The 17979-nt window shown below is 76.3% G+C and carries 18 protein-coding genes and 1 pseudogene; 5 read left to right on the top strand and 14 right to left on the bottom strand.

Annotated elements, in window-relative coordinates:
• Window positions 1–3: 3 nt before the first annotated feature.
• The 9 genes from HLA93_RS18400 to HLA93_RS18440 all read right to left on the bottom strand — a co-directional run bounded on the left by HLA93_RS18400 (window position 4) and on the right by HLA93_RS18440 (window position 9728).
• Window positions 4–1332, bottom strand: a complete 1329-nt coding sequence (locus HLA93_RS18400; protein WP_222195889.1) for a DUF2254 domain-containing protein — start codon at window positions 1330–1332, stop codon at window positions 4–6.
• Window positions 1332–2018 carry a spermidine synthase gene (locus HLA93_RS18405; protein ID WP_222195890.1) on the bottom strand — a complete coding sequence of 229 codons (687 nt, stop codon included), beginning with the start codon at window positions 2016–2018 and terminating at the stop codon, window positions 1332–1334. The genes HLA93_RS18400 and HLA93_RS18405 overlap by 1 nt, the downstream gene beginning before the upstream one ends.
• Before the next feature lie 113 nt (window positions 2019–2131).
• Window positions 2132–2947 (bottom strand): CPBP family intramembrane glutamic endopeptidase, encoded by an 816-nt coding sequence (locus HLA93_RS18410; protein WP_222195891.1) that lies wholly within the window; start codon window positions 2945–2947, stop codon window positions 2132–2134.
• Window positions 2944–3870, bottom strand: coding sequence for an alpha/beta fold hydrolase (locus HLA93_RS18415; protein WP_222195892.1), 927 nt, complete (start codon window positions 3868–3870; stop codon window positions 2944–2946). Before HLA93_RS18415 ends, HLA93_RS18410 begins: the two co-directional genes overlap by 4 nt.
• Window positions 3871–3959: 89 nt before the next feature.
• Window positions 3960–6197 carry a LuxR family transcriptional regulator gene (locus tag HLA93_RS21840; RefSeq protein ID WP_222195893.1) on the bottom strand — a complete coding sequence of 746 codons (2238 nt, stop codon included), beginning with the start codon at window positions 6195–6197 and terminating at the stop codon, window positions 3960–3962.
• A 69-nt stretch (window positions 6198–6266) separates the two neighbouring features.
• Complete coding sequence (locus tag HLA93_RS18425; RefSeq protein ID WP_222195894.1) at window positions 6267–7103, bottom strand: biotin-dependent carboxyltransferase family protein; 837 nt, start codon at window positions 7101–7103, stop codon at window positions 6267–6269.
• Window positions 7100–7714, bottom strand: coding sequence for a 5-oxoprolinase subunit B family protein (locus tag HLA93_RS18430; protein ID WP_222195895.1), 615 nt, complete (start codon window positions 7712–7714; stop codon window positions 7100–7102). The genes HLA93_RS18425 and HLA93_RS18430 overlap by 4 nt, the downstream gene beginning before the upstream one ends.
• The gene (locus HLA93_RS18435; RefSeq protein WP_222195896.1) at window positions 7714–8466 is read right to left on the bottom strand and encodes a LamB/YcsF family protein; all 753 of its coding nucleotides are present in this window, start codon (window positions 8464–8466) and stop codon (window positions 7714–7716) included. The genes HLA93_RS18430 and HLA93_RS18435 overlap by 1 nt, the downstream gene beginning before the upstream one ends.
• Before the next feature lie 14 nt (window positions 8467–8480).
• On the bottom strand, window positions 8481–9728 hold the full coding sequence (locus tag HLA93_RS18440; protein WP_222195897.1) for an NRAMP family divalent metal transporter: 1248 nt from the start codon (window positions 9726–9728) through the stop codon (window positions 8481–8483).
• A gap of 148 nt (window positions 9729–9876) precedes the next feature.
• Between HLA93_RS18440 and HLA93_RS18445 the strand changes: the two genes are divergently transcribed.
• Both HLA93_RS18445 and HLA93_RS18450 read left to right on the top strand, forming a co-directional pair.
• The gene (locus HLA93_RS18445; RefSeq protein ID WP_222195898.1) at window positions 9877–10590 is read left to right on the top strand and encodes a GntR family transcriptional regulator; all 714 of its coding nucleotides are present in this window, start codon (window positions 9877–9879) and stop codon (window positions 10588–10590) included.
• A 31-nt stretch (window positions 10591–10621) separates the two neighbouring features.
• The gene (locus HLA93_RS18450; protein ID WP_222195899.1) at window positions 10622–11407 is read left to right on the top strand and encodes a putative hydro-lyase; all 786 of its coding nucleotides are present in this window, start codon (window positions 10622–10624) and stop codon (window positions 11405–11407) included.
• A gap of 7 nt (window positions 11408–11414) precedes the next feature.
• Here HLA93_RS18450 and HLA93_RS18455 read toward each other — a convergent pair whose 3' ends face one another.
• Window positions 11415–12440, bottom strand: coding sequence for a hypothetical protein (locus tag HLA93_RS18455; RefSeq protein WP_222195900.1), 1026 nt, complete (start codon window positions 12438–12440; stop codon window positions 11415–11417).
• Complete coding sequence (locus tag HLA93_RS18460; protein ID WP_222195901.1) at window positions 12437–13147, bottom strand: hypothetical protein; 711 nt, start codon at window positions 13145–13147, stop codon at window positions 12437–12439. The genes HLA93_RS18455 and HLA93_RS18460 overlap by 4 nt, the downstream gene beginning before the upstream one ends.
• A gap of 83 nt (window positions 13148–13230) precedes the next feature.
• Between HLA93_RS18460 and HLA93_RS18465 the strand changes: the two genes are divergently transcribed.
• Window positions 13231–13995, top strand: coding sequence for a putative protein N(5)-glutamine methyltransferase (locus HLA93_RS18465; protein WP_222195902.1), 765 nt, complete (start codon window positions 13231–13233; stop codon window positions 13993–13995).
• Between the two features lie 52 nt (window positions 13996–14047).
• On the opposite strand, the gene HLA93_RS18470 is transcribed toward HLA93_RS18465, so the two are convergent.
• Complete coding sequence (locus HLA93_RS18470) at window positions 14048–14884, bottom strand: HpcH/HpaI aldolase/citrate lyase family protein (RefSeq protein WP_222195903.1); 837 nt, start codon at window positions 14882–14884, stop codon at window positions 14048–14050.
• A gap of 83 nt (window positions 14885–14967) precedes the next feature.
• On the bottom strand, window positions 14968–15564 hold the full coding sequence (locus HLA93_RS18475; RefSeq protein WP_222195904.1) for a hypothetical protein: 597 nt from the start codon (window positions 15562–15564) through the stop codon (window positions 14968–14970).
• Window positions 15565–15624: 60 nt separating this feature from the next.
• Here HLA93_RS18475 and HLA93_RS18480 point away from each other — a divergent pair, with 60 nt between their 5' ends.
• A complete protein-coding gene (locus HLA93_RS18480) occupies window positions 15625–16401 on the top strand; it encodes an SDR family oxidoreductase (protein ID WP_222195905.1) in 777 nt (258 codons plus the stop codon).
• 1 nt (window position 16402) lies between these two features.
• On the opposite strand, the gene HLA93_RS18485 is transcribed toward HLA93_RS18480, so the two are convergent.
• Window positions 16403–16825 carry a hypothetical protein gene (locus HLA93_RS18485; protein WP_222195906.1) on the bottom strand — a complete coding sequence of 141 codons (423 nt, stop codon included), beginning with the start codon at window positions 16823–16825 and terminating at the stop codon, window positions 16403–16405.
• A gap of 704 nt (window positions 16826–17529) precedes the next feature.
• Between HLA93_RS18485 and HLA93_RS18490 the strand changes: the two are divergent.
• Window positions 17530–17979, top strand: a pseudogene (locus tag HLA93_RS18490) (hypothetical protein); the annotation flags it as partial.

The following is a 17979-nucleotide window of genomic DNA, read 5'->3' on the forward strand; positions in this document are numbered from 1 at the left end:
CGCTCAGATCGAGCGGGTCTCCCCGGCCCGGTCGGCGTAGGCGGCGACCAGGTCGCCGCTTAGCGCGCACCGCACCCGGCGGCGCATGTCGTGCACCGCCGCGGCATCGTCCTCGGCTGCCTGGTCGGGCAGCTGGGCCACCGCGTTGTCGGCGGCCCGCGCGATCTGTGCGCGCTGCTCGTCGTCCCGGCAGGAGACGGCGACGTCCCGCAGCATCTGCAGGATCGAGGTCAGCACCGTCGGCTCGCTGCCGCCGAAGCGGCGCAGCTGCCCACAGGACAGCTCCAGGTAGTACTGCAGGTCCCGGTCGGGGACCACGGCCCGGCCGACGCCGTCGTCGTCCCGGTGCACCGAGGGGCCCAGGTGCGAGCCGAGCACCCGGCTGAGCAGGTCGCCCATGTGCCCCAGCGCCGTGGCCGCGGTGACCGGGTCGTTGATGCTCGGCGAGACCGCCTTGACCGCGATGTCCTCCAGCTGGCGGAAGCCGAAGCCGGCGTCCTGGTCCAGGGTGCGTTCGTAGCCCAGGTCGACGGACCCGCGCACCTCCGCCACGAGCTCGCCGGGGAGCTCCCCACCCTGCCCGTGCCAGACGGTCGCGATCGGGGTGCGCCGGACGACGTGGTCGCCCGGCCGGGTCTCGATCCGCACCACCGCGTCGTGCTCGCGGGCGCTGCGGACCAGGCGTGCCACGTCCACGGTCCGCACGTAGCCGCTGTCCGACGCGTGCACCAGCTGCCCGGCGGACTGGTCGAGGCCCAGTTGGTCGGGGTCGTCGAGGGGCTCGTCGTAGTCGGGGTAGAAGGTCTCGATCGCGATGCGGGTCTCGTCGTGCACCTTGAGCATCAGCGTGTCCACCCGCAGCAGCCGGGTCATGTGCGCGATGAAGGTCAGGCCGGCGGCGAAGGCGGCGATGCCCAGCAGCAGCGCGACCAGCGCGCTGACCGCCGGCACCGGGGAGCTGCTGTCCAGCTGCCGGATCGCCACGATCGGGAAGACGAACGCCGCGGTCAGCGTGGAGAGCACGCCCTTGGTCACCCGGTCGCGGGTGACCTCGCGCAGCAGCCGCGGGGAGAACTGCTGGGAGGCCAGCTGCAGCGCCACCACGGTGAGGCTGAAGGTCAGCGTGGTCACCGTGACCACCGAGGTGACCACCACCTGGAACACGGTGGAGGCGGCATCCTGGTCGCCGGGCCACAGGGAGGTCAGCCAGCCACTGGTCGGCCGGATGGTGGTCAGGACGAGAGCGGCGGCCGCGGCGAGGACGCCGGCGACGGTCGGGCCCACCCAGAGCGGGAGCCGGGAGCGCTCGGCGCTCTGGCCACTGCGGCCCATCAGGCTGGGGCCCCGGTGCGGCGGGCGAGGACGATCGCGTAGTCGTACCGGCGGCCGTCGCGTTCGACCGGCAGCACCAGGTGCTCGACGTCGACGACGTCGGGCAGGCCGGTGAGCCGGTCGGCCAGCTCGGGCGCGGGGTCGCTGGACCAGATGGCCAGCACCCCGCCGGGGCGCAGCGCCGCCACCGCGGTGGCCAGCCCGGCCTCGGAGTACAGCCCGGCGTTGGCCTCGTGCACCAGGAACGCCGGGCCGTTGTCGACGTCGAGCAGCACCGCGTCGTGGCGGCCGGCGGAGGCGGCGAGGTGGTCGGCCACGTCGGTGACGTGCAGGGTCAGCCGCTCGTCGCCGGAGGGGAGCGCCGGCAGCAGCCCCCGGCCGGCCCACTCCACCAGCGGGCCCTGCAGCTCGGCGACGTCGACCGCGGCCACCCGGGGGTCGGCCAGCGCGGTGGCCGCGGTCCACCCCAGGCCCAGCCCGCCGACCAGCACCCGGAGCCCGTCGCCGGGGCAGCGGGCCAGTGCCTGGGTGGCCAGCGCCTGCTCGGTGGAGGTGTCGACGTCGTCCATCGCGAAGACGCCGTCCACGACCAGCTCCAGGTGGGTGGCGCCGTCCTCGGCGGTGCGCCGGCGCAGGGCGACCTCACCGTGCGCGCCGTCCGCCCGGCCGAGCTCGGTGACGGTCATCGGGCCGTGCACCGGCAGGGGCGGTCGGTGGAGAGGGGGAGCAGCGGAGGCCTCCGGAGGTCGTGTCGCGTCGGCGTGGCTGACCGAACGGAGGCACTCTGCCACGGACGTGATCACCGCACCCCCGGGTGCCCGTCCAGCCGCCGGGCCAGCACCGCCGCGACGGCCACCAGGAGGACCGACCACACCAGCGTCGGCAGCCAGCTCGTGCCGTCCTCCGGCAGGGCGGGACCCCAGACGTTGACCGAGGCGTGCAGCGCGACCGCGGTCAGCGCGCTGCCCCCGCTCCGCAGGAACAGCCAGGTGTGCACCAGCGACCAGGCCGGGAGCTGGACCAGCAGCAGCCAGCCGGGAGCGCCTTCCAGCGCCGCGCCGGTGGTCCAGTGCAGCGGCGCGTGCCAGACCGCCCAGAGCACTCCGAGCAGCAGGCCGGCGCGGACGGGTCCGGTGCAGGCCAGCAGCCGGGGCAGCGCGTGACCGCGCCAGCCGGCCTCCTCGCCGAGCCCGTCGGTGAGGGCCAGGGCGGCGAACAGCACCAGGACACCGGCGGGTGCGGCGTCCAGTGCCTGCGCCCGCAGGTCGCCGGCCTGACCGCCCAGGGCGACGCAGACGGCCGCGGTCGCAGCTGCCAGTGCAGCCGGACCGGCGAGTGCGACCGCCCACCAGCGCCAGCCCACCCGCCAGCGGGTCAGCCGCCGCCGCAGGTCGGTCAGTGCGGTGCGGCCCTCCCACCCGGCGGCCAGGACCGCGGCCAGCGCCGGCCCGTACGCCCAGACCGAGCCGACTGTGCGCGCCCAGCCGGCGTCCAGCAGGCCCTCGTCGGTGAGTGCGCGGGGCACCCAGACCGCCCAGGTGAGGGCCACGGCGAGCACGGCGAAGAGCAGCAGCGACCGCCGGGTGCGCGCCATCGGCCGCACCGTCGCGGTCACGGCCGCACCGCCAGCCACTGCCGGACCTGCTGGGCCGTCCAGGCCGGGTCCTCCAGCGCGAGCAGGTGCCCGGCGCCCTCCCGCACCCGGAACGGCCAGTCCGGCCGGGTGGCCGCCAGCGCCCGGGCGGCGGCAGGGTCGGACAGCGGGTCATCGGTGCCCTGCAGCCAGAGGGTGGGGGCGGTGATCCGGGCCAGCGTCTCCCGCCAGGCGCCGGCCCGGCCGAGCAGCGCCATGGTGTCCAGGATCCCGGCCCACTGCGCCGCCTGCGCCCGGTCGGCGTCCGGCCGGGCGGACCGCAGCCGGGTCTCGGCGACCGCGGCGGCCACAGCATCCGCCGCGATGCGGTCGGGGTGCGGGGTGGCCTGGCGCAGCTGCTGGTCGACGGCCTGGTCGGGGGTCAGCCGGGCGAGCCGGCGCCGCACCGTGCCGGCCACCCCGGGCAGCCGCAGGAACGCCCGCCGGGCCAGCAGGCCCCGGTCGGTCCGGCCGGAGGTGCCGGGGACCGGCGGGCTGAGCACCACCAGCCGGTCGACGGTCGCCGGGTGGTCGGCCGCGTGCCGGAGCGCCAGCACCCCGCCCATGGAGTGGCCGAGCAGCACGGCGGGTGCGCCGACCACCTCGGTCAGGAAGCGGCGGAGCATCCGCAGGTCGGCGGTGAGGCCGGTCGGGCCGGTGGACAGCCCGCTGCGGCCGTGCCCGAACAGGTCGACGGCGAGCACCCGGTGGCTGTCGGTGAGCAGGGGGCCGAGCAGGCCCCAGTTGAGCGCCGAGCCGCCGAGGCCGTGCACGGCCAGGACGACCGGGGCACCGGGCGGGCCGCCGAGGTCGAGGTGGTGCACCGGCCCGTCGAGGTCGGTGACGTGTGAGCAGGCGCCGGTGGGCCAGTCGAGTCGGGGGGCGGTCACGCCGGGGTGGGTCACGGTGGGCTCCTCGGTGGGGTGGTGCCGGCACCGTCCCGCCCGGTGGGGTGGCCGCGCACCACCCCACCGCCCGGACCACCCGGGGTGGGTCAGGCCAGCCCGAGCTCCGCCGCCCGGGCCACCGCCTCGGCCCGGGAGTCCACGCCGAGCTTGCGGTAGAGGCTGGCGGTGTAGCCCTTGACGGTGTTCAGGGACAGGTGGAGCTCCCCGGCGATCTCCCGGCGGCTGAGCGGGCCGGACAGCGCGCGCAGCACCGACACCTCTCGGTCGGTGAGCGGCTCGAGCAGCACGGCGCGGCTGTGCCGCGCCACCTGGCCGCCGGCTCGGGCGGTCAGCTCGGTGATCCGGCCGCCGGCGTCCACCGCGGCCTCACCAGCGGATTCGCGGGCCCGGTCCAGCAGGGCGAGGGCGGCCCGTCCCTCCCCGCAGGCGAGTGCGGTCCCTGCGGCGGCGAGCAGCACGAGCACCGCCACCGCCGGGTGGGCCGAGACGGCCACCAGCTCCACGGCCCGAGCCGAGCGACGGCGGGCGGTGCGCAGGTCCCCTGCCTGCTCGGCGAGGAGCGCGGCGGAGGCGTGCAGCAGCGCGACCGCGGCCGCCGCGGCATCGCCGAGCTGCGACTCCAGCGCGGCCGCGTCGTCGGCGGTCGACCGCAGCAGCCGGTCTGCGCCGGCCGGGTCCTGGGCCTGCACCCGGCACCACGCGAGCAGGCCGGCCACCTCCAGCCGGGAGAAGGTGGGCAGCACGGCGAGTGCCGGCGCCGACCAGGCCTGCTCGAGCACCGGGAGGGCGTCGTCCGGCGCCCCCGCGGCGAGCAGCGCGCCGCCCAGGGCCACCCGGGCCACCACCCAGCCCGGCAGTCGCGCGTCGTCCTCGGCCGCGACGGCTCGGCGGGCCTGTTCCCGCGCGAGGTGGCCGTCCCCGCTGCTGCCGTAGACCGAGCGCAGCGCGGCCACCGCCCCGGCGGTGGAGGCGAAGCCGGGGAAGCCCGGGTCCGCGGCGCCCTCCCGCAGTCGCTGCTCGGCCCGGTCGAGGAGCCCGGGCACCCGGTCGAGCCGGCCGGACGCCCCGGCCGCCCAGGCCAGGGTGAGCAGGAACGGCACGCCGACCCCGGACTGCGGGGTGATCCGGGCACCCAGCTCGGCGAGGACGCCGACCCGGCCGGACTCGATGAACGCGGCGCTGTGCTCGACGAGGGCGGCGGCGGCGCCGGGGAGGTCACCGGCCGCGATGCGGGCGCGCACCGCCTCCTCGACCAGGCCGCCGGCCAGGAGCCAGTCGGCGGCCCGCCGCCGGAGGTCGCAGACCCGGTCCGGGCGGTCGAGCTCGCCCAGCACAGCGGCGCCGAACACCGGGTGCACCCGGTGCCAGCCGCTCCCGGTCGCGGTCACCGGGACGCCGCGCCGCTCCAGCGCGGCCAGCGCGGCACCGGACCGGGTGCGTTCCAGGACCGCGTCGCACAGCGGGCCGGAGACCCGGTCGAGCGCCGCGGCGCACGCCAGCAGGTCCCGGTCGCTGCCCGGCAGCTGCGCCAGCACCTCCGCGGTCAGGTACTCGACCGCCGCCTGCTCGCCCGGCGGGCCGGGCGGGCCGGGCCGCCCACCGGCGCGGGCGCGCAGCGCCAGCCCGCCGAGCACCAGCCCGGCCGCCCATCCCTCGGTGCGGGCGAGCAGCCGGTCGGTCGTCGCGGGGTGGGGCACCCCGTGCACCAGCCCGGAGAGCAGCGCCCGCGCCTCCGTGCCCCGGAACCTGAGATCGGCCGCCCGCACCTCGGCCAGCTGCCCGCGGGCCCGCAGCCGGGGCAGGCCGACCGGTGGCTCGGCACGGCTGCCCAGCACCAGGTGCAGCGCGGGGGGCAGGTGGTCGACGAGGAACTCCAGGCCCTCGGTCACCTGGCGGTCGGTCACCTCGTGCACGTCGTCCAGCACCAGGACCACCCGCCGGCCCCCGGCCAGCCCGTTGAGCAGCTCGGGGACGGCGACGGCCAGCGGGTCGACGGAGGGGACCGCCAGCGCGGCGCGCGCCCGGTCGGTGGCGGCCGGCGCGCAGGTGGCCAGCGCGGCGGTGACGTGGGCCCAGAACCGGCCCGGGTCGTCGTCGCCGGCGTCCAGGGTGACCCAGGCGGGCGCGGTCGCCTGGGCGCGGGCCCAGGCGGCGAGCAGCGTCGTCTTGCCCTCGCCGGCGCCGGCGGTCACCGCAGTCACCGGCAGGTCGCGGGCGGCGTCCAGCAGCCGGGTCAGCCGGGGGCGGTCCACCAGGCGGGCCGGCACGGGTGGGACGGCGAGCTTGGTGGCCAGCACCGGACCTGCGCCGTCCGCGGTGGTCACGGCAGGAGGTCTACCGCCGGGGGGGCCGCAGCGTCCAGCGCCGGCTGCGCGGCGCAGCGGCTCTGCGACTCAGCGGCTCCGGAGGCGCAGGGACTGCCCCGGGCGGAGCTGGGCGCACCGGTCGACGTCGGCGTCGGTCACGTAGCCGATCACCGGGTAGCCGCCGGTCACCGGGTGGTCGGCGAGGAAGAGCACCGGCAGCCCGGACGGCGGCACCTGCAGCGCCCCGCGGACCATCCCCTCGCTGGGCAGCTCGCCGGTGCGCAGCCGCTCCAGCGGGGTGCCGTCCAGCCGGAGGCCGACCCGGTTGCTCTCGCTGGTGACCGACCAGGCCTGCCCGGTGAGTCCGGCCCAGCCGGCGTCGCCGAACCAGTCGGCCCGCGGCCCGGGCAGCACGCTGACGGTGAGCTCGCCGGGAGCCGGCTCGGGCACCGGGGCGAGGTCGACCCCAGGTGCCGGGGCGACCGGCGCACCGACCGGCAGGACGTCGCCGGCGGCGACCACCGGCGGACCGAGGCCGGCGAGCACGTCGGTGGCCCGCGAGCCCAGCACCGGCTCGACGGTGATCCCGCCGCGCACGGCCAGGTAGGTGCGCAGCCCGCTGACCGGTGTGCCCAGCCGCAGCTCCTGGCCGCGGCGCAGCACGACCGGCGCGGCGTGCGGGGCACCCGGGCAGCGGGCGCCGGTGGTGACGACCAGCAGGTCGGCCTCGGCGCGGACGGCGAGCCCGCCGAAGGTCACCTCCAGCACCGCGGCGTCGGCCGGGTTGCCCAGCAGCCGGTTGGCCAGTGCGGCCGAGGCCCGGTCGCAGACGCCGGAGCGGCCGATGCCCAACGCGGCCTGGCCGGGCCGGCCGAGGTCCTGCACGGTGGTGAGCGGTCCGGTCGCCAGCACGGTGAGGCTCATCGGGACACCTCGACGAACCGCACCCGGGTGCCCGGGCGGAGCAGCGCCGCCGGCTCGCGGCCGAGGTCGAACACCGCGACGTCGGTGCGCCCGATCAGCTGCCAGCCGCCCGGGGACTCGCGTGGGTAGACGCCGCTGAACTCCCCGGCCAGCGCGACCGACCCCGGCGGCACCTTGGTGCGTGGGGTCGACCGGCGCGGCACGTCCCAGGCGCCGCCGGGCTGGGTGAGGTAGCCGAAGCCGGGCGCGAAGCCGCAGAAGGCCACCGTCCACGTCGCGCCGGTGTGCCGCTCGACCAGCCCGGCCGGGGTGAGCCCGAGCAGCTCGGCGGCCTCGGCGAGGTCCGCGCCGTCGTAGTGCACCGGCAGCTCGACGGAGTCCCCGGTGGTCTGCGCGTCCGGCCGCGGGGTGGTCGCCCGCACCGCCTCGGCGACCGCGGCCAGGCTGGTGGCGGCCGGGTCGGTCACCAGCAGCACGGTGCGGGCGGCCGGGACGACGTCGAGCACGCCGGGCGGCGGGTCGGCGCTGAGCGCGGCGTACAGCGCCAAGACGTCGTCCAGCCCGTCCAGCTCGACCAGCAGGGCGGCGCTCCCGCTGGGGAGCAGGCGCATCAGGCGGCGAAGGGGGCCAGCTCGACCCCCGCGGTGGTGAGCGCCGCGCGCACCTGCCGGGCGATCTCGACCGCGCCCGGGGTGTCGCCGTGCACGCAGATCGAGCCCGGCTGCAGGGTCAGCTCGCCGCCCTCGACGTCCCGGATCGGCTCGCCGGCGGCCATGGCCACGCACCGGGCGGCGATCTCGGCCGGGTCGTGCAGCACCGCGCCGGGCAGCCGGCGGGAGACCAGCGTGCCCTGCGGGGTGTAGGCGCGGTCGGCGAACGCCTCGTGCACCACGGTCAGGCCGGCCTCGGCGGCCAGTCGCAGCCACGCCGAGCCCGGCAGACCGAGCACCGGCAGCGTCCGGTCGTAGGCGACGACGGCGGCGACCACCGCGGCGGCCTGTTCCTCGTGGTGGACGATCGCGTTGTAGAGCGCGCCGTGCGGCTTGACGTAGCGCACCCGGTCCCCGGCGATCCGGGCGAAGCCCTCCAGCGCACCGATCTGGTAGACGACGTCGGCGGTCAGCGCCTCGGGCTCCACGTCGATGAACCGGCGGCCGAAGCCGGGCAGGTCGCGGTAGCCCACCTGGGCGCCGATCGCGACGCCGGACTCGACGGCCCTCGCGCACACCCGCCGCATGATCGTGGCGTCGCTGGCGTGGAAGCCGCAGGCCACGTTGGCGCTGGTGACCAGGCCCAGCAGGGCGTCGTCGTCACCGAGGGTCCACTGGCCGAAGCCCTCGCCGAGGTCGGAGTTCAGGTCCATGCCGACAGCCTCCCTCACGAGAACAGGTCGATGACGGGCTGGATGGACCGCACCGCGAGGTACAGGGTCAGCAGCCAGGCGACCCAGCCGATGACCAGCAGCCAGCGCGGGTAGCGGTAGCCGTTCAGCAGGTCGGTGCGGCGGGTGGCCACCCACAACAGGACGGCGATCCCGATCGGCAGCAGCAGGCCGTTGAACGCCCCGGCGAACACCAGCAGCGTGGTGGGCGCGGTGCCGATCAGCACGTAGACCAGGGAGGTGAACGCGATGAAGCCGACGACCAGCAGCGTGCGGGTGCGGTCCGACGTCCTGGTCCGGGAGGTCACGAACGACACCGAGGTGTAGGAGGCGCCGATGACGCTGGTGATCGCCGCGGCCCAGAGCACGACGCCGAACACCCGCAGGCCCACCTCACCAGCGGCCTGTTCGAAGGCCGAGGCCGCCTGGTTGGTGGGGTCGAGCGCGGCGCCGCCGGTGACCACGCCGAGGATCGCCAGGAAGAGCACCACCCGCATGACGGCGGTGATCAGGATGCCGGTGACCGAGCCGCGGGTGATGTCCCGGACCCGACCGGGGCCGGAGACGCCGGAGTCGAGCAGCCGGTGCGCGCCGGCGTAGACGATGTAGCCGCCGATCGTGCCGCCGACCAGCGTGGTGATCGCCAGGACGTCGATGTCCTCGGGCAGCACCACGTTGCGCAGCGCCTCGCCCACCGGGGGCCCGGAGGTGATCGCGACGTAGGTGGTCAGCACGATCATCACCAGCCCGAGGATGACGACGATCCGGTCGACCGCCACCCCGGCCCGCCTGCTCAGGAAGATGCCGATGGCGATCAGTGCCGACAGTGCGCCGCCGAGCTTCGGGTCGAGGCCGAGCATGGCGTTGGTGCCCAGCCCCGCGCCGCTGACGTTGCCGATGTTGAACACCAGCCCGCCGATCAGCAGGAAGGCGGCCATCACCCAGCCCAGGCCCGGGGCGACCAGGTTGCCCAGCTCCTGGGCCCGGCGGCCGCTGACGCCGATGACCCGCCAGACGTTCAGCTGCAGGGCGATGTCGATCAGGATCGAGATGACGATCGCGAAGGCGAACGCGGCGCCCAGCTGGACGGTGAAGGTGGTCGTCTGGGTGATGAACCCGGGGCCGATGGCCGAGGTGGCCATGAGGAACATCGCGCCGAGCAGGGTGGAGCGGGTGCTGGAGGCCAGTCGTCCGCTGGGGGCGGTGGACGGTTCGGCAGGCGTGCGCTGCGGTTCGGCGGCCATGGCTGCTCCCGGTTCGGGTGGGGGTCACGTGTGGTGGCGACGGGTGGCGCTGTTGGCGGTCGAACCTAGGGAGTTGTTGAACAATCCCTCAAGGGGATCGCACGACATTTAACTGCGCGGACACAACTGGAGACGGCAGGATGGCGGCATGCCCGAGCCCGCCGACACCGCCTGGTTGCGCACCGTGGCGCACGAGGTGCGCAGCTTCGACCGGTCCAGCACCGCCGAGCGGGTCGCCGAGCTGCTGCGCTCCCGGGTGATCGAGGGCGACCTCCCGCCGGGCACCCGGCTGTCGGAGGAGCAGCTGGTCGAGGTCCTGCACGTCAGCCGCAACACCCTGCGCGAGGCGTTCCGGCTGCTCACCCACGAGGGCCTGCTGGTGCACCGGCTGCACCGCGGGGTGTTCGTGCCCCAGCTCGACGAGGACGACCTGGTCGACCTGTACCGGCTGCGGCGGACCATCGAGTGCGACGTCGTGCGCCGGCTGGAGGGCCTGGACGCCGTCCGGCTGCGGCCGCTGCACGACGCCGTCGCCGCCGGCGAGGACGCTGCTCGGCGCGGCGACTGGGGCGCGGCCGGCACCGCGAACATGCGCTTCCACCAGCAACTGGTCGCCCTGGCCGGCAGCCGGCGGATCGACGAGACCACGGCCCGGCTGCTCGCCGAGCTCCGGCTGGCCTTCCACGCCGTCGCCGTCCCGCAGCGGCTGCACGAGCCCTACGTCAGCCGCAACCGCGCACTGCTGGACCTGCTGACCGCCGGCGAGGTCGAGCAGGCGGCCAAGGAGCTCGAGGCCTACCTGCACGACTCGGAGGCCGAGCTGCGGGCCGCCCACCGCGACCGGGTCGGGACCGGCCCGTGACCACCCCCGTCGCCGCGAACCGGAGGACCCCGTGACCACCCTCGCCCCCGCCGCCGACCCCGCTGCCGCCCGGGCCGCCTTCCGGGCCGGGCTCGCCGTCCCCTCCTCGGGCTGGGCGCCCGGGCACACCCAGGCCAACCTCGTCGTCCTGCCCCGCGACTGGGCCTGGGACATGCTGCTGTTCGGTCAGCGCAACCCACAGCCGGTGCCGCTGCTCGACGTCACCGACGCCGGCTCCTGGGAGACCGTGCTCGCCCCGGGCGCGGACCTGCGCACCGACCTGCCGCGCTACCGGGTGTGGCGGGACGGCGAGCTGGCCGACGAGCCCACCGACGTCACCGATACCTGGACCGAGGACCTGGTCGCCTTCCTGATCGGCTGCAGCTTCAGCTTCGAGACCGCGCTGCTGGACGCCGGGGTGCCGGTGCGCAACATCGAGCAGGGACGCAACGTGTCGATGTACCGCACCGACCGGGAGTGCCGGCCGGCCGGGCGGCTGTCCGGGCCGCTGGTGTCGATGCGCCCGGTGCCCGGGCACCTGGTGGCCACCGCGGTGCAGGTGACCGCGCGGATGCCGCAGGTGCACGGGGCGCCGGTGCACGTCGGGTCGCCGGCCGCGCTCGGCATCGCCGACCTGGCCCGCCCCGACTTCGGCGACCCGGTCGAGCTCGCCGACGGGGACGTCCCGGTGTTCTGGGCGTGCGGGGTGACCCCGCAGGCGGCGCTGATGGCGTCGCGCCCGCCGTTCGCGATCACCCATGCGCCGGGGCACATGTTCGTCACCGACGTCCCGGACGCGGTGTACCGGCAGCCCTGAGGGCGGCTCAGCGGGCGGCGGCGCGGAAGCAGGCGGCGATCGCCGCCTCCCGCGCCGCCTCCTCCGCGCTGCTCATCGCCGGCCGGTTCGCCTCGCCCCAGCTCAGGCCGCCGTTGCTGAGGTCCACGGTGAGCCCGAGCTGCTCCAGGCAGGGTGCGGCGAGTGCGTCGTCCACCGGGCCGGCCGGCCAGACCGGCCAGCTGGCCGCCTGACCGTTGTAAACGGGGATCACCGGCCCACCGCCGTCGGCCAGCCGGACGTCGCCGGCGTTCCAGGTGATCGGGGTCGGCACGATCCCGAGCGGCACCCCGTCGACCAGGGGCAGCGCGCGGTACTCGCGGCCGAGCGTCCCGTCGGGCCCGCGGTCCAGGCTGGGGGAGTACTCCGCCTCGGTGCCGGACGCGGCCAGCACCACGAGCGGGCCTGATGCCGCCGAGACGTCCGTGAGGGCCAGCCCTTCCTGGGCGCGCAGCGGCAGGCCCCGCAGCGCCACCGTCATCTCCTCGGGCTCGGCGCCGCGGGGGCCGGTGAACCAGGTGCACAGCCAGTCCGGACCGGCGCGGCCGAGGACCACCACCCAGCGCTGACCGCCGGGCACGTCGGCCGCGTAGACGACGCGATGGGTCTCCGGCACGGTCTGCGGCCCGCCGTAGTCGACGACCTGTGCGGCGTCGCCGGGAGCCGACTGCCACGACCGCACCGCCATCGCGCCGAGGAACTCCTCGTCGTCGGCGAGCGAACCGCGCACCGGCGCCTCGTAGAGCATCGGCGGGTCGGGCACGAACTGCGGGACGTTGCGCAGCTGCGGCTCCTGCTGGGCCACCGGCTCGGCCACCGTCGAACGGGCCAGCGAGGCGCCGGTCGCCAGCAGCACGACGGCCAGCGCCCCCGCCACCCAGCCGGCTGCCCGCCGCCGCCGGCGGCGATCCACCGCGGCGGCGCGGGCGCTGGTGTCCCCGAGGTCGGCCGGGCGGGCGCGGTCGGTGAGCTGCCGCAGCCGGGCGGCGACCGCCGGCGCGAGGTCGTCGCTCACGTCGGCCGCCGGTAGATGGCGTCGGGGTCGTCGTCCGGGTGTCCGTTGACCGGTGGGGCGTGCGGCACGACGTCGGGCGCGCAGGGGGCAGGTCGAGGCGGCGGGGGTGCCGACCGGCGGTAGATGCCGTACGGATCGGCGAACTCGGCCGCTCCGCCGGGGGCGGGGGTCACCGGCGGGGCAGGGGCGACCTCTTCCAGCGGCGCGGGAGGCGACCCACCAGGCTCGTCCGGGTCGTCGTCCAGCAGTGGGCCCAGGACATCCAGGGCATCGGCCAGGGCGGCCGAGACGTCGCCGGGGGACAGGCGCAGGAGGGCCGCCACGTCGTCCTCGGCCTGCCCGTCGTGCAGCCGGAGGACGGCGACGGCGCGGGTCATCGGGTCGAGCTCGCCGAGCGCCTGCAGCCACCGGGCGTCGGCGCCGGCGACGGGCCCGTCCTCGTCGAGCTCGGCCACCACGGCGCTCGCCGCCCCGGGCTCCGGCAGCCGCGTCCGGCCCAGCGTGGCGGTGACCAGCGCCGAGCGGGTCTCGGCCACGGCGGTGGCCGGTGCGTCGAGCCGGCGCCAGCGGCGGTGGGTGCGGGCGAGCGCGGCCACCAGCAGGTCGTCGGCGGCGGCCGGGTCCCCGGTGAGCAGCAGGGCGGTGCCGCGCAGGTGCTGCTCGTGCTCGGCCACGAAGGCGCCGAACGCCGCACCGCGCTGGTCCACGCCCACCCCTCGGGTCCGCTGTCGTTGGCGGCACCGTATCGGTGCGATCGCGTTCCGTCTGCCAGGCGGCACACTCGTTGCTCATGGACACCCCCGAGCCCGCGGTGGTCGCGCGGTTGCGCGCGGCCGGCTGCGTGTTCGCCGAGGAGGAGGCGGAGCTGCTGGCCGAGGCGGCCTCGTCGTCGGCCGAGCTCGACGGGCTGGTCGCTCGGCGGGTGGCGGGGGAGCCGCTGGAGCAGGTGCTGGGCTGGGCGGAGTTCTGCGGCCTGCGCCTCGCCGTCGAGCCCGGGGTGTTCGTGCCGCGGCAGCGCACCCGGCTGCTGGTGCGCGAGGCGGTCGCGCTCACCGGCCCGGGGGACGTCGTCCTGGACCTGTGCTGCGGGGTCGGCGCTGTCGGGGCGGCGGTCGCCGCGGCGGTCGGACCGGTGGAGCTGCACGCTGCCGACGTCGACCCGGCAGCGGTGCGCTGCGCTCGTCGCAACGTGACCGGCGAGGTGTACTGCGGCGACCTGTTCACGCCGCTGCCCGCCACGCTGCGCGGCCGGGTCGACGTGCTGGTGGCCAACGCGCCCTACGTGCCCACCGAGGCGATCGCGCTGATGCCGCCGGAGGCGCGCGACCACGAGGCGCGGGCGGCGCTGGACGGCGGCGCCGACGGGCTGGACGTCCAGCGCCGGGTGATCGACGGCGCGCCGGAGTGGCTGGCGCCGGGTGGTGCGCTGCTGGTCGAGACCGGTCGACAGCAGGCCGACCGGACGCTGGCGGCGTTCGTCGCGGCCGGCCTGACCGCTCGGGTGGTCACCGACGACGACGTGTCGGGAACCGCCGTCGTCGGCACGCGGGCCTGAGACTCCGACGGCCCCCTCCCGGGAGTGGGAGGGGGCCGTCGGTGCTGCTCGGTCAGGCGGGCTCGACGCCGAACGCCGTCGCCAGCTTCTCGATCTTGCGGGCGCGGCCGAGGCGGGGCAGGTCGCTGCCGTCGCGGATGACCTGGCCACGGGCCTCGAAGTCGGCGAGGAAGTCGCGGGCCCAGGCGACGTCGGACGGCGCCGGGCTGATGACCTCGTTGATCACCGGCAGCTGGTCGAGCTGCAGGCAGAGCTTGCCGGTGAGGCCCAGGGAGACGGTCAGCGCCGACTGCTCGCGCAGGATCGGGTGGCTGGTGCCCACCGTGGGGCCGTCGATCGGACCCGGCAGGCCGCCGACCCGGCTGGCGATGACCAGGCGGGAACGGGGGTAGGCCATCGCCAGGTCGTCGGCGCTGGTGCCGGTGTCGCGGCGGTAGTCACCGCTGCCGAAGGCCAGCCGGAAGGCACCGCGGGCCGAGGCGATCCGCACGGCCTCCTCGATGCCGAGCGCCGACTCGACCAGCGCGAGCACCGGGGTGGCGCCGCCCAGCCGGTCGTAGGTCTCGGTGACGTGCTCCGCGGCCTCGGTCTTGGCGAGCATGACGCCGGCGAGGCCGGGCATGCCCTTCAGCGCGTCTACGTCGTCGGACCAGAACTCCGTCGAGCGGTCGTTGATCCGCACCCAGGCGCGCTTCTCGCCGGTGGAGAGGTACTCGGCCACGTCGGCGCGGGCACCGGGCTTGCGGGCCGGGTCGACCGCGTCCTCGATGTCGAGCACGATCTGGTCGGCACGGGAGTCGTGCGCCTCGTCGAAGAGCTCGGTGCGGGCGCCGTTGACCAGCAGCCACGAGCGGGCGATCCCAGGGTCTACGTTCCGTCCTCTGTGCACCGGGACATTGTGGTGTCCGGGGTCACGGTCGTGCCGCCCGGGGTGCCCGTCGGGGTGTCGCCGATGTGCCCGGTGCCCCCTGGTCAGGCCGCGCGCCGACCGAGCAGGTCGAGCAGGCCCACCCGCCAGTCGACGTCCACCCGGCGCCCGGCCCAGTCGCGCGGACGGACGAGGTCGAACCGGACGAGTTCCGGCTCCCGGCCGGGCGTGCGGGCATCGGCCCACAGCAGCGCCAGGTGGTCGCGCCGGCGCAGGTCGGGGGCGCCGTCGATCGCCAGCTGCAAGCGCTGCTGGGCGACCGGCGCCTGCCGGTAGAAGTCGCGCAGGCCCTGGGTGTCGGCGGCCGGCAGCTCGCCGTCGTCGGAGTGCCAGACCCGCAGCACCTCGGTGGGGGTGCGCAGGATCAGCCCGCTCATCGGCAGCCCGAGGTTCTCGTTGCCCGGGTCGACCAGCTCCAGCTGCGTGCCGAAGGGGTGGTCGTCGTGCTCGGCGTAGGGGCGCAGCCGCTCCATCGCCTCGCGGCGGACCAGCTGGTGGTCCAGGTGCCGGTCGGCCGCGGGCTGCCAGCCGTGCGCCGCGTGGATCTCCCGGCTGACGGTCAGGCCGCCGAGGAGTGCGTCGCGCACCTCGACCAGCAGCGGCTGCAGTCGCCGGTAGGCGGCCTCGGGGCTGTTGTCCACGTCGGGCAGTCTGCCGGGCGGGGGTGACGGTCCGGGGCCGCGGCGCGGCAGGATCACCGCGTGTCCACCCCGTCGCCCGCGCCGTCCGCCCCCTCCTGCCCGGTCACCGTGGTGACCGGCGGCAGCCGCGGCATCGGTGCGGCCACCGCCGTCCACCTCGCCCGGCAGGGCCACGACCTCGTCGTCGGCTACCGGTCGGGCCGTGCCGAGGCCGAGGACGTCGTGGCTGCTGCGCGGGACCTCGGCGTGCGGGCGGTCGCCGTGCGCGCCGACGTCGTCGACCCCGCGGACGTCGACGCGCTCTTCGCCGCAGCGGCGGACCTGGGGCCGGTGACCGGGCTGGTGGCCAACGCCGGGCTGACCGCGCACCTCGGCGACCTCGCCGACACCCCGGTGGACGTCGTCCGGCAGGTGCTGGACGTCAACCTGCTCGGGGTCGTGCTCTGCGTCCGGCGGGCGGCCCAGGTGATGTCCCGGCGCCGCGGCGGGCCGGGCGGGGCGATCGTCACCGTCTCCTCCAGCGCCGCGACGCTCGGCTCGGCGCACGAGTACGTGCACTACGCGGCGGCGAAGGCCGGGGTGGACGCGCTGACCGTCGGGCTGGCCAAGGAGCTCGCCGACGACGGTGTCCGGGTCAACGCCGTCGCGCCCGGACTGGTGCGCACCGGGATCCACGCCGGAGCCGGGGACGCCGGCCGGCTCGACCGGGTGACCGCCCGGGTGCCGATGGGTCGACCGGGGGAGCCGGCGGAGATCGCCCCGGCCATCGCCTGGCTGCTCAGCGACGAGGCGGCCTACTGCACGGGTGCCGTGCTGCGGGTGGCCGGCGGGCTCTGACTCACCAGGTGGGCACCGGGGGGTCGGGCTCGATGAACTCCAGCCGGTTGCCGACCGGGTCGTCGGCGTAGCAGCGGCGGTGCCCCGGGAACCCCTCGGTGTCCCAGGTGACCTCGACGCGGGCGCCGGTGAGCACCGCGGCCAGCCGGTCGAGGCCGGTGACCCGGATGCCCGGGTGGGCCTTCCTGGCCGGGCGGAAGTCGGACTGCACGCCCAGGTGCAGCTCCAGCGCGTCGCCGCGCACCCAGAGCCCGCCACGGGCGGCCAGCACCGGCGGCTTGGGCAGCTCGACCAGGCCGAGGAGGTCCACCCAGAAGGCGCGGCACCTGTCCTCGCTGCCGACCGGGATGGCCAGCATGACGTGGTGCGGGCTGAGGCCGAAGGCCGTGGCGTGGTCGGGCCCGTAGCCCTGGGCAGACGTCACGCCCGCAGTCAGTCGGAGGACGGCGGGGGCGACCGCTCGACCGGGGTGCAGGGGCTCGTCACGAATCGCCTTGTGGACATGTCGCCTTGTCGGGACGTCGCCTTGTCGGGACGTCGCCTTGTCGGGACGTCGCCTTGTCGGGACGTCGCCTTGTCGGGACGTCGCCTTGTCGGGACGTCGCCTTGTCGGGACGTCGCCTTGTCGGGACGTCGCCTTGTCGGGACGTCGACCCGTCCGGACGCTGCCTTGTTCGCACCTGGACGGGGCGGGGCGCCCGGCTGGCCGAGCGCTGCGATTGCTGGCCCCCGAGGTCGCGTCTGTGACGCGGCGGGTTCTCCCGCCGCTGTTCCGTCGGCCGGTCTGGCGACTCGTGCAGTGGTGGGCGACTGCCTGAGATGGTGCGTGAACTGCCGCGACGACCTGCGGAAACTGTCATACCCCGGCCGTAGGTTCGGAGTGTGTTCGAGGCCGGTGGGTTCGGGGTGGGGGTGACGGTGTCGCGTGCCCGCCGGCCGGTGCCTGACCCGCTGCCCCCGCCGCCGCCGGGGGTGACGCGGCGGCGGACTCGGTTGGCGGAGTTGCTGGAGCCGGCGGGTTTCTCTGATGCGGGTCTGGCGGATGAGCTGGCGTCGATCGCGGATGTGCGGGCGCAGTTGGCCGCCTATGAGGCGGCGGTGGTGGCCGAGTTGGCCCGCCGTCGACCGGTGGAGTCGGACCTGACCGAGGGTCAGCCCGGGCACGGGGTGGTGGGCTGGTTGCCCGAGCGTTCGCCAGTGGGGGTGGGGGAGTTCTCCGCCGATGAGCTGGCGGTGGTGGCCGGGGTGTCGCGGACGGCGGCGACGGTGCTGGCGGAGCGGTCGCTGGTGCTGGTGCACGAGCTGCCGGCGACGTGGGCGGCGTTGGCGGACTCGCTGATCGACCCGCCGCGGGCGCATGCGATCGCCAAGGCACTGGGCGGTCAGTCGGCCAACGCCGGTGGGGTGGTGGACCCGGGTGTGGTCGCGCAGGTGGAGGGGCAGGCGCTGGGGTGGGCGCGGGCGGGGGAGACCCCGCGGCGGTTGGCCGAGCGGACGGCGGCGGCGCTGATCGCGGTGGATGAGGCGGCGGCGGATCGGCGGCGGAAGAAGGCCGAGCGGCTGGCCGATGTGGTGGTG

Origin of the sequence: Modestobacter italicus (genome assembly GCF_019799965.1) — a bacterium.
Lineage (GTDB): Bacteria > Actinomycetota > Actinomycetes > Mycobacteriales > Geodermatophilaceae > Modestobacter > Modestobacter italicus_A.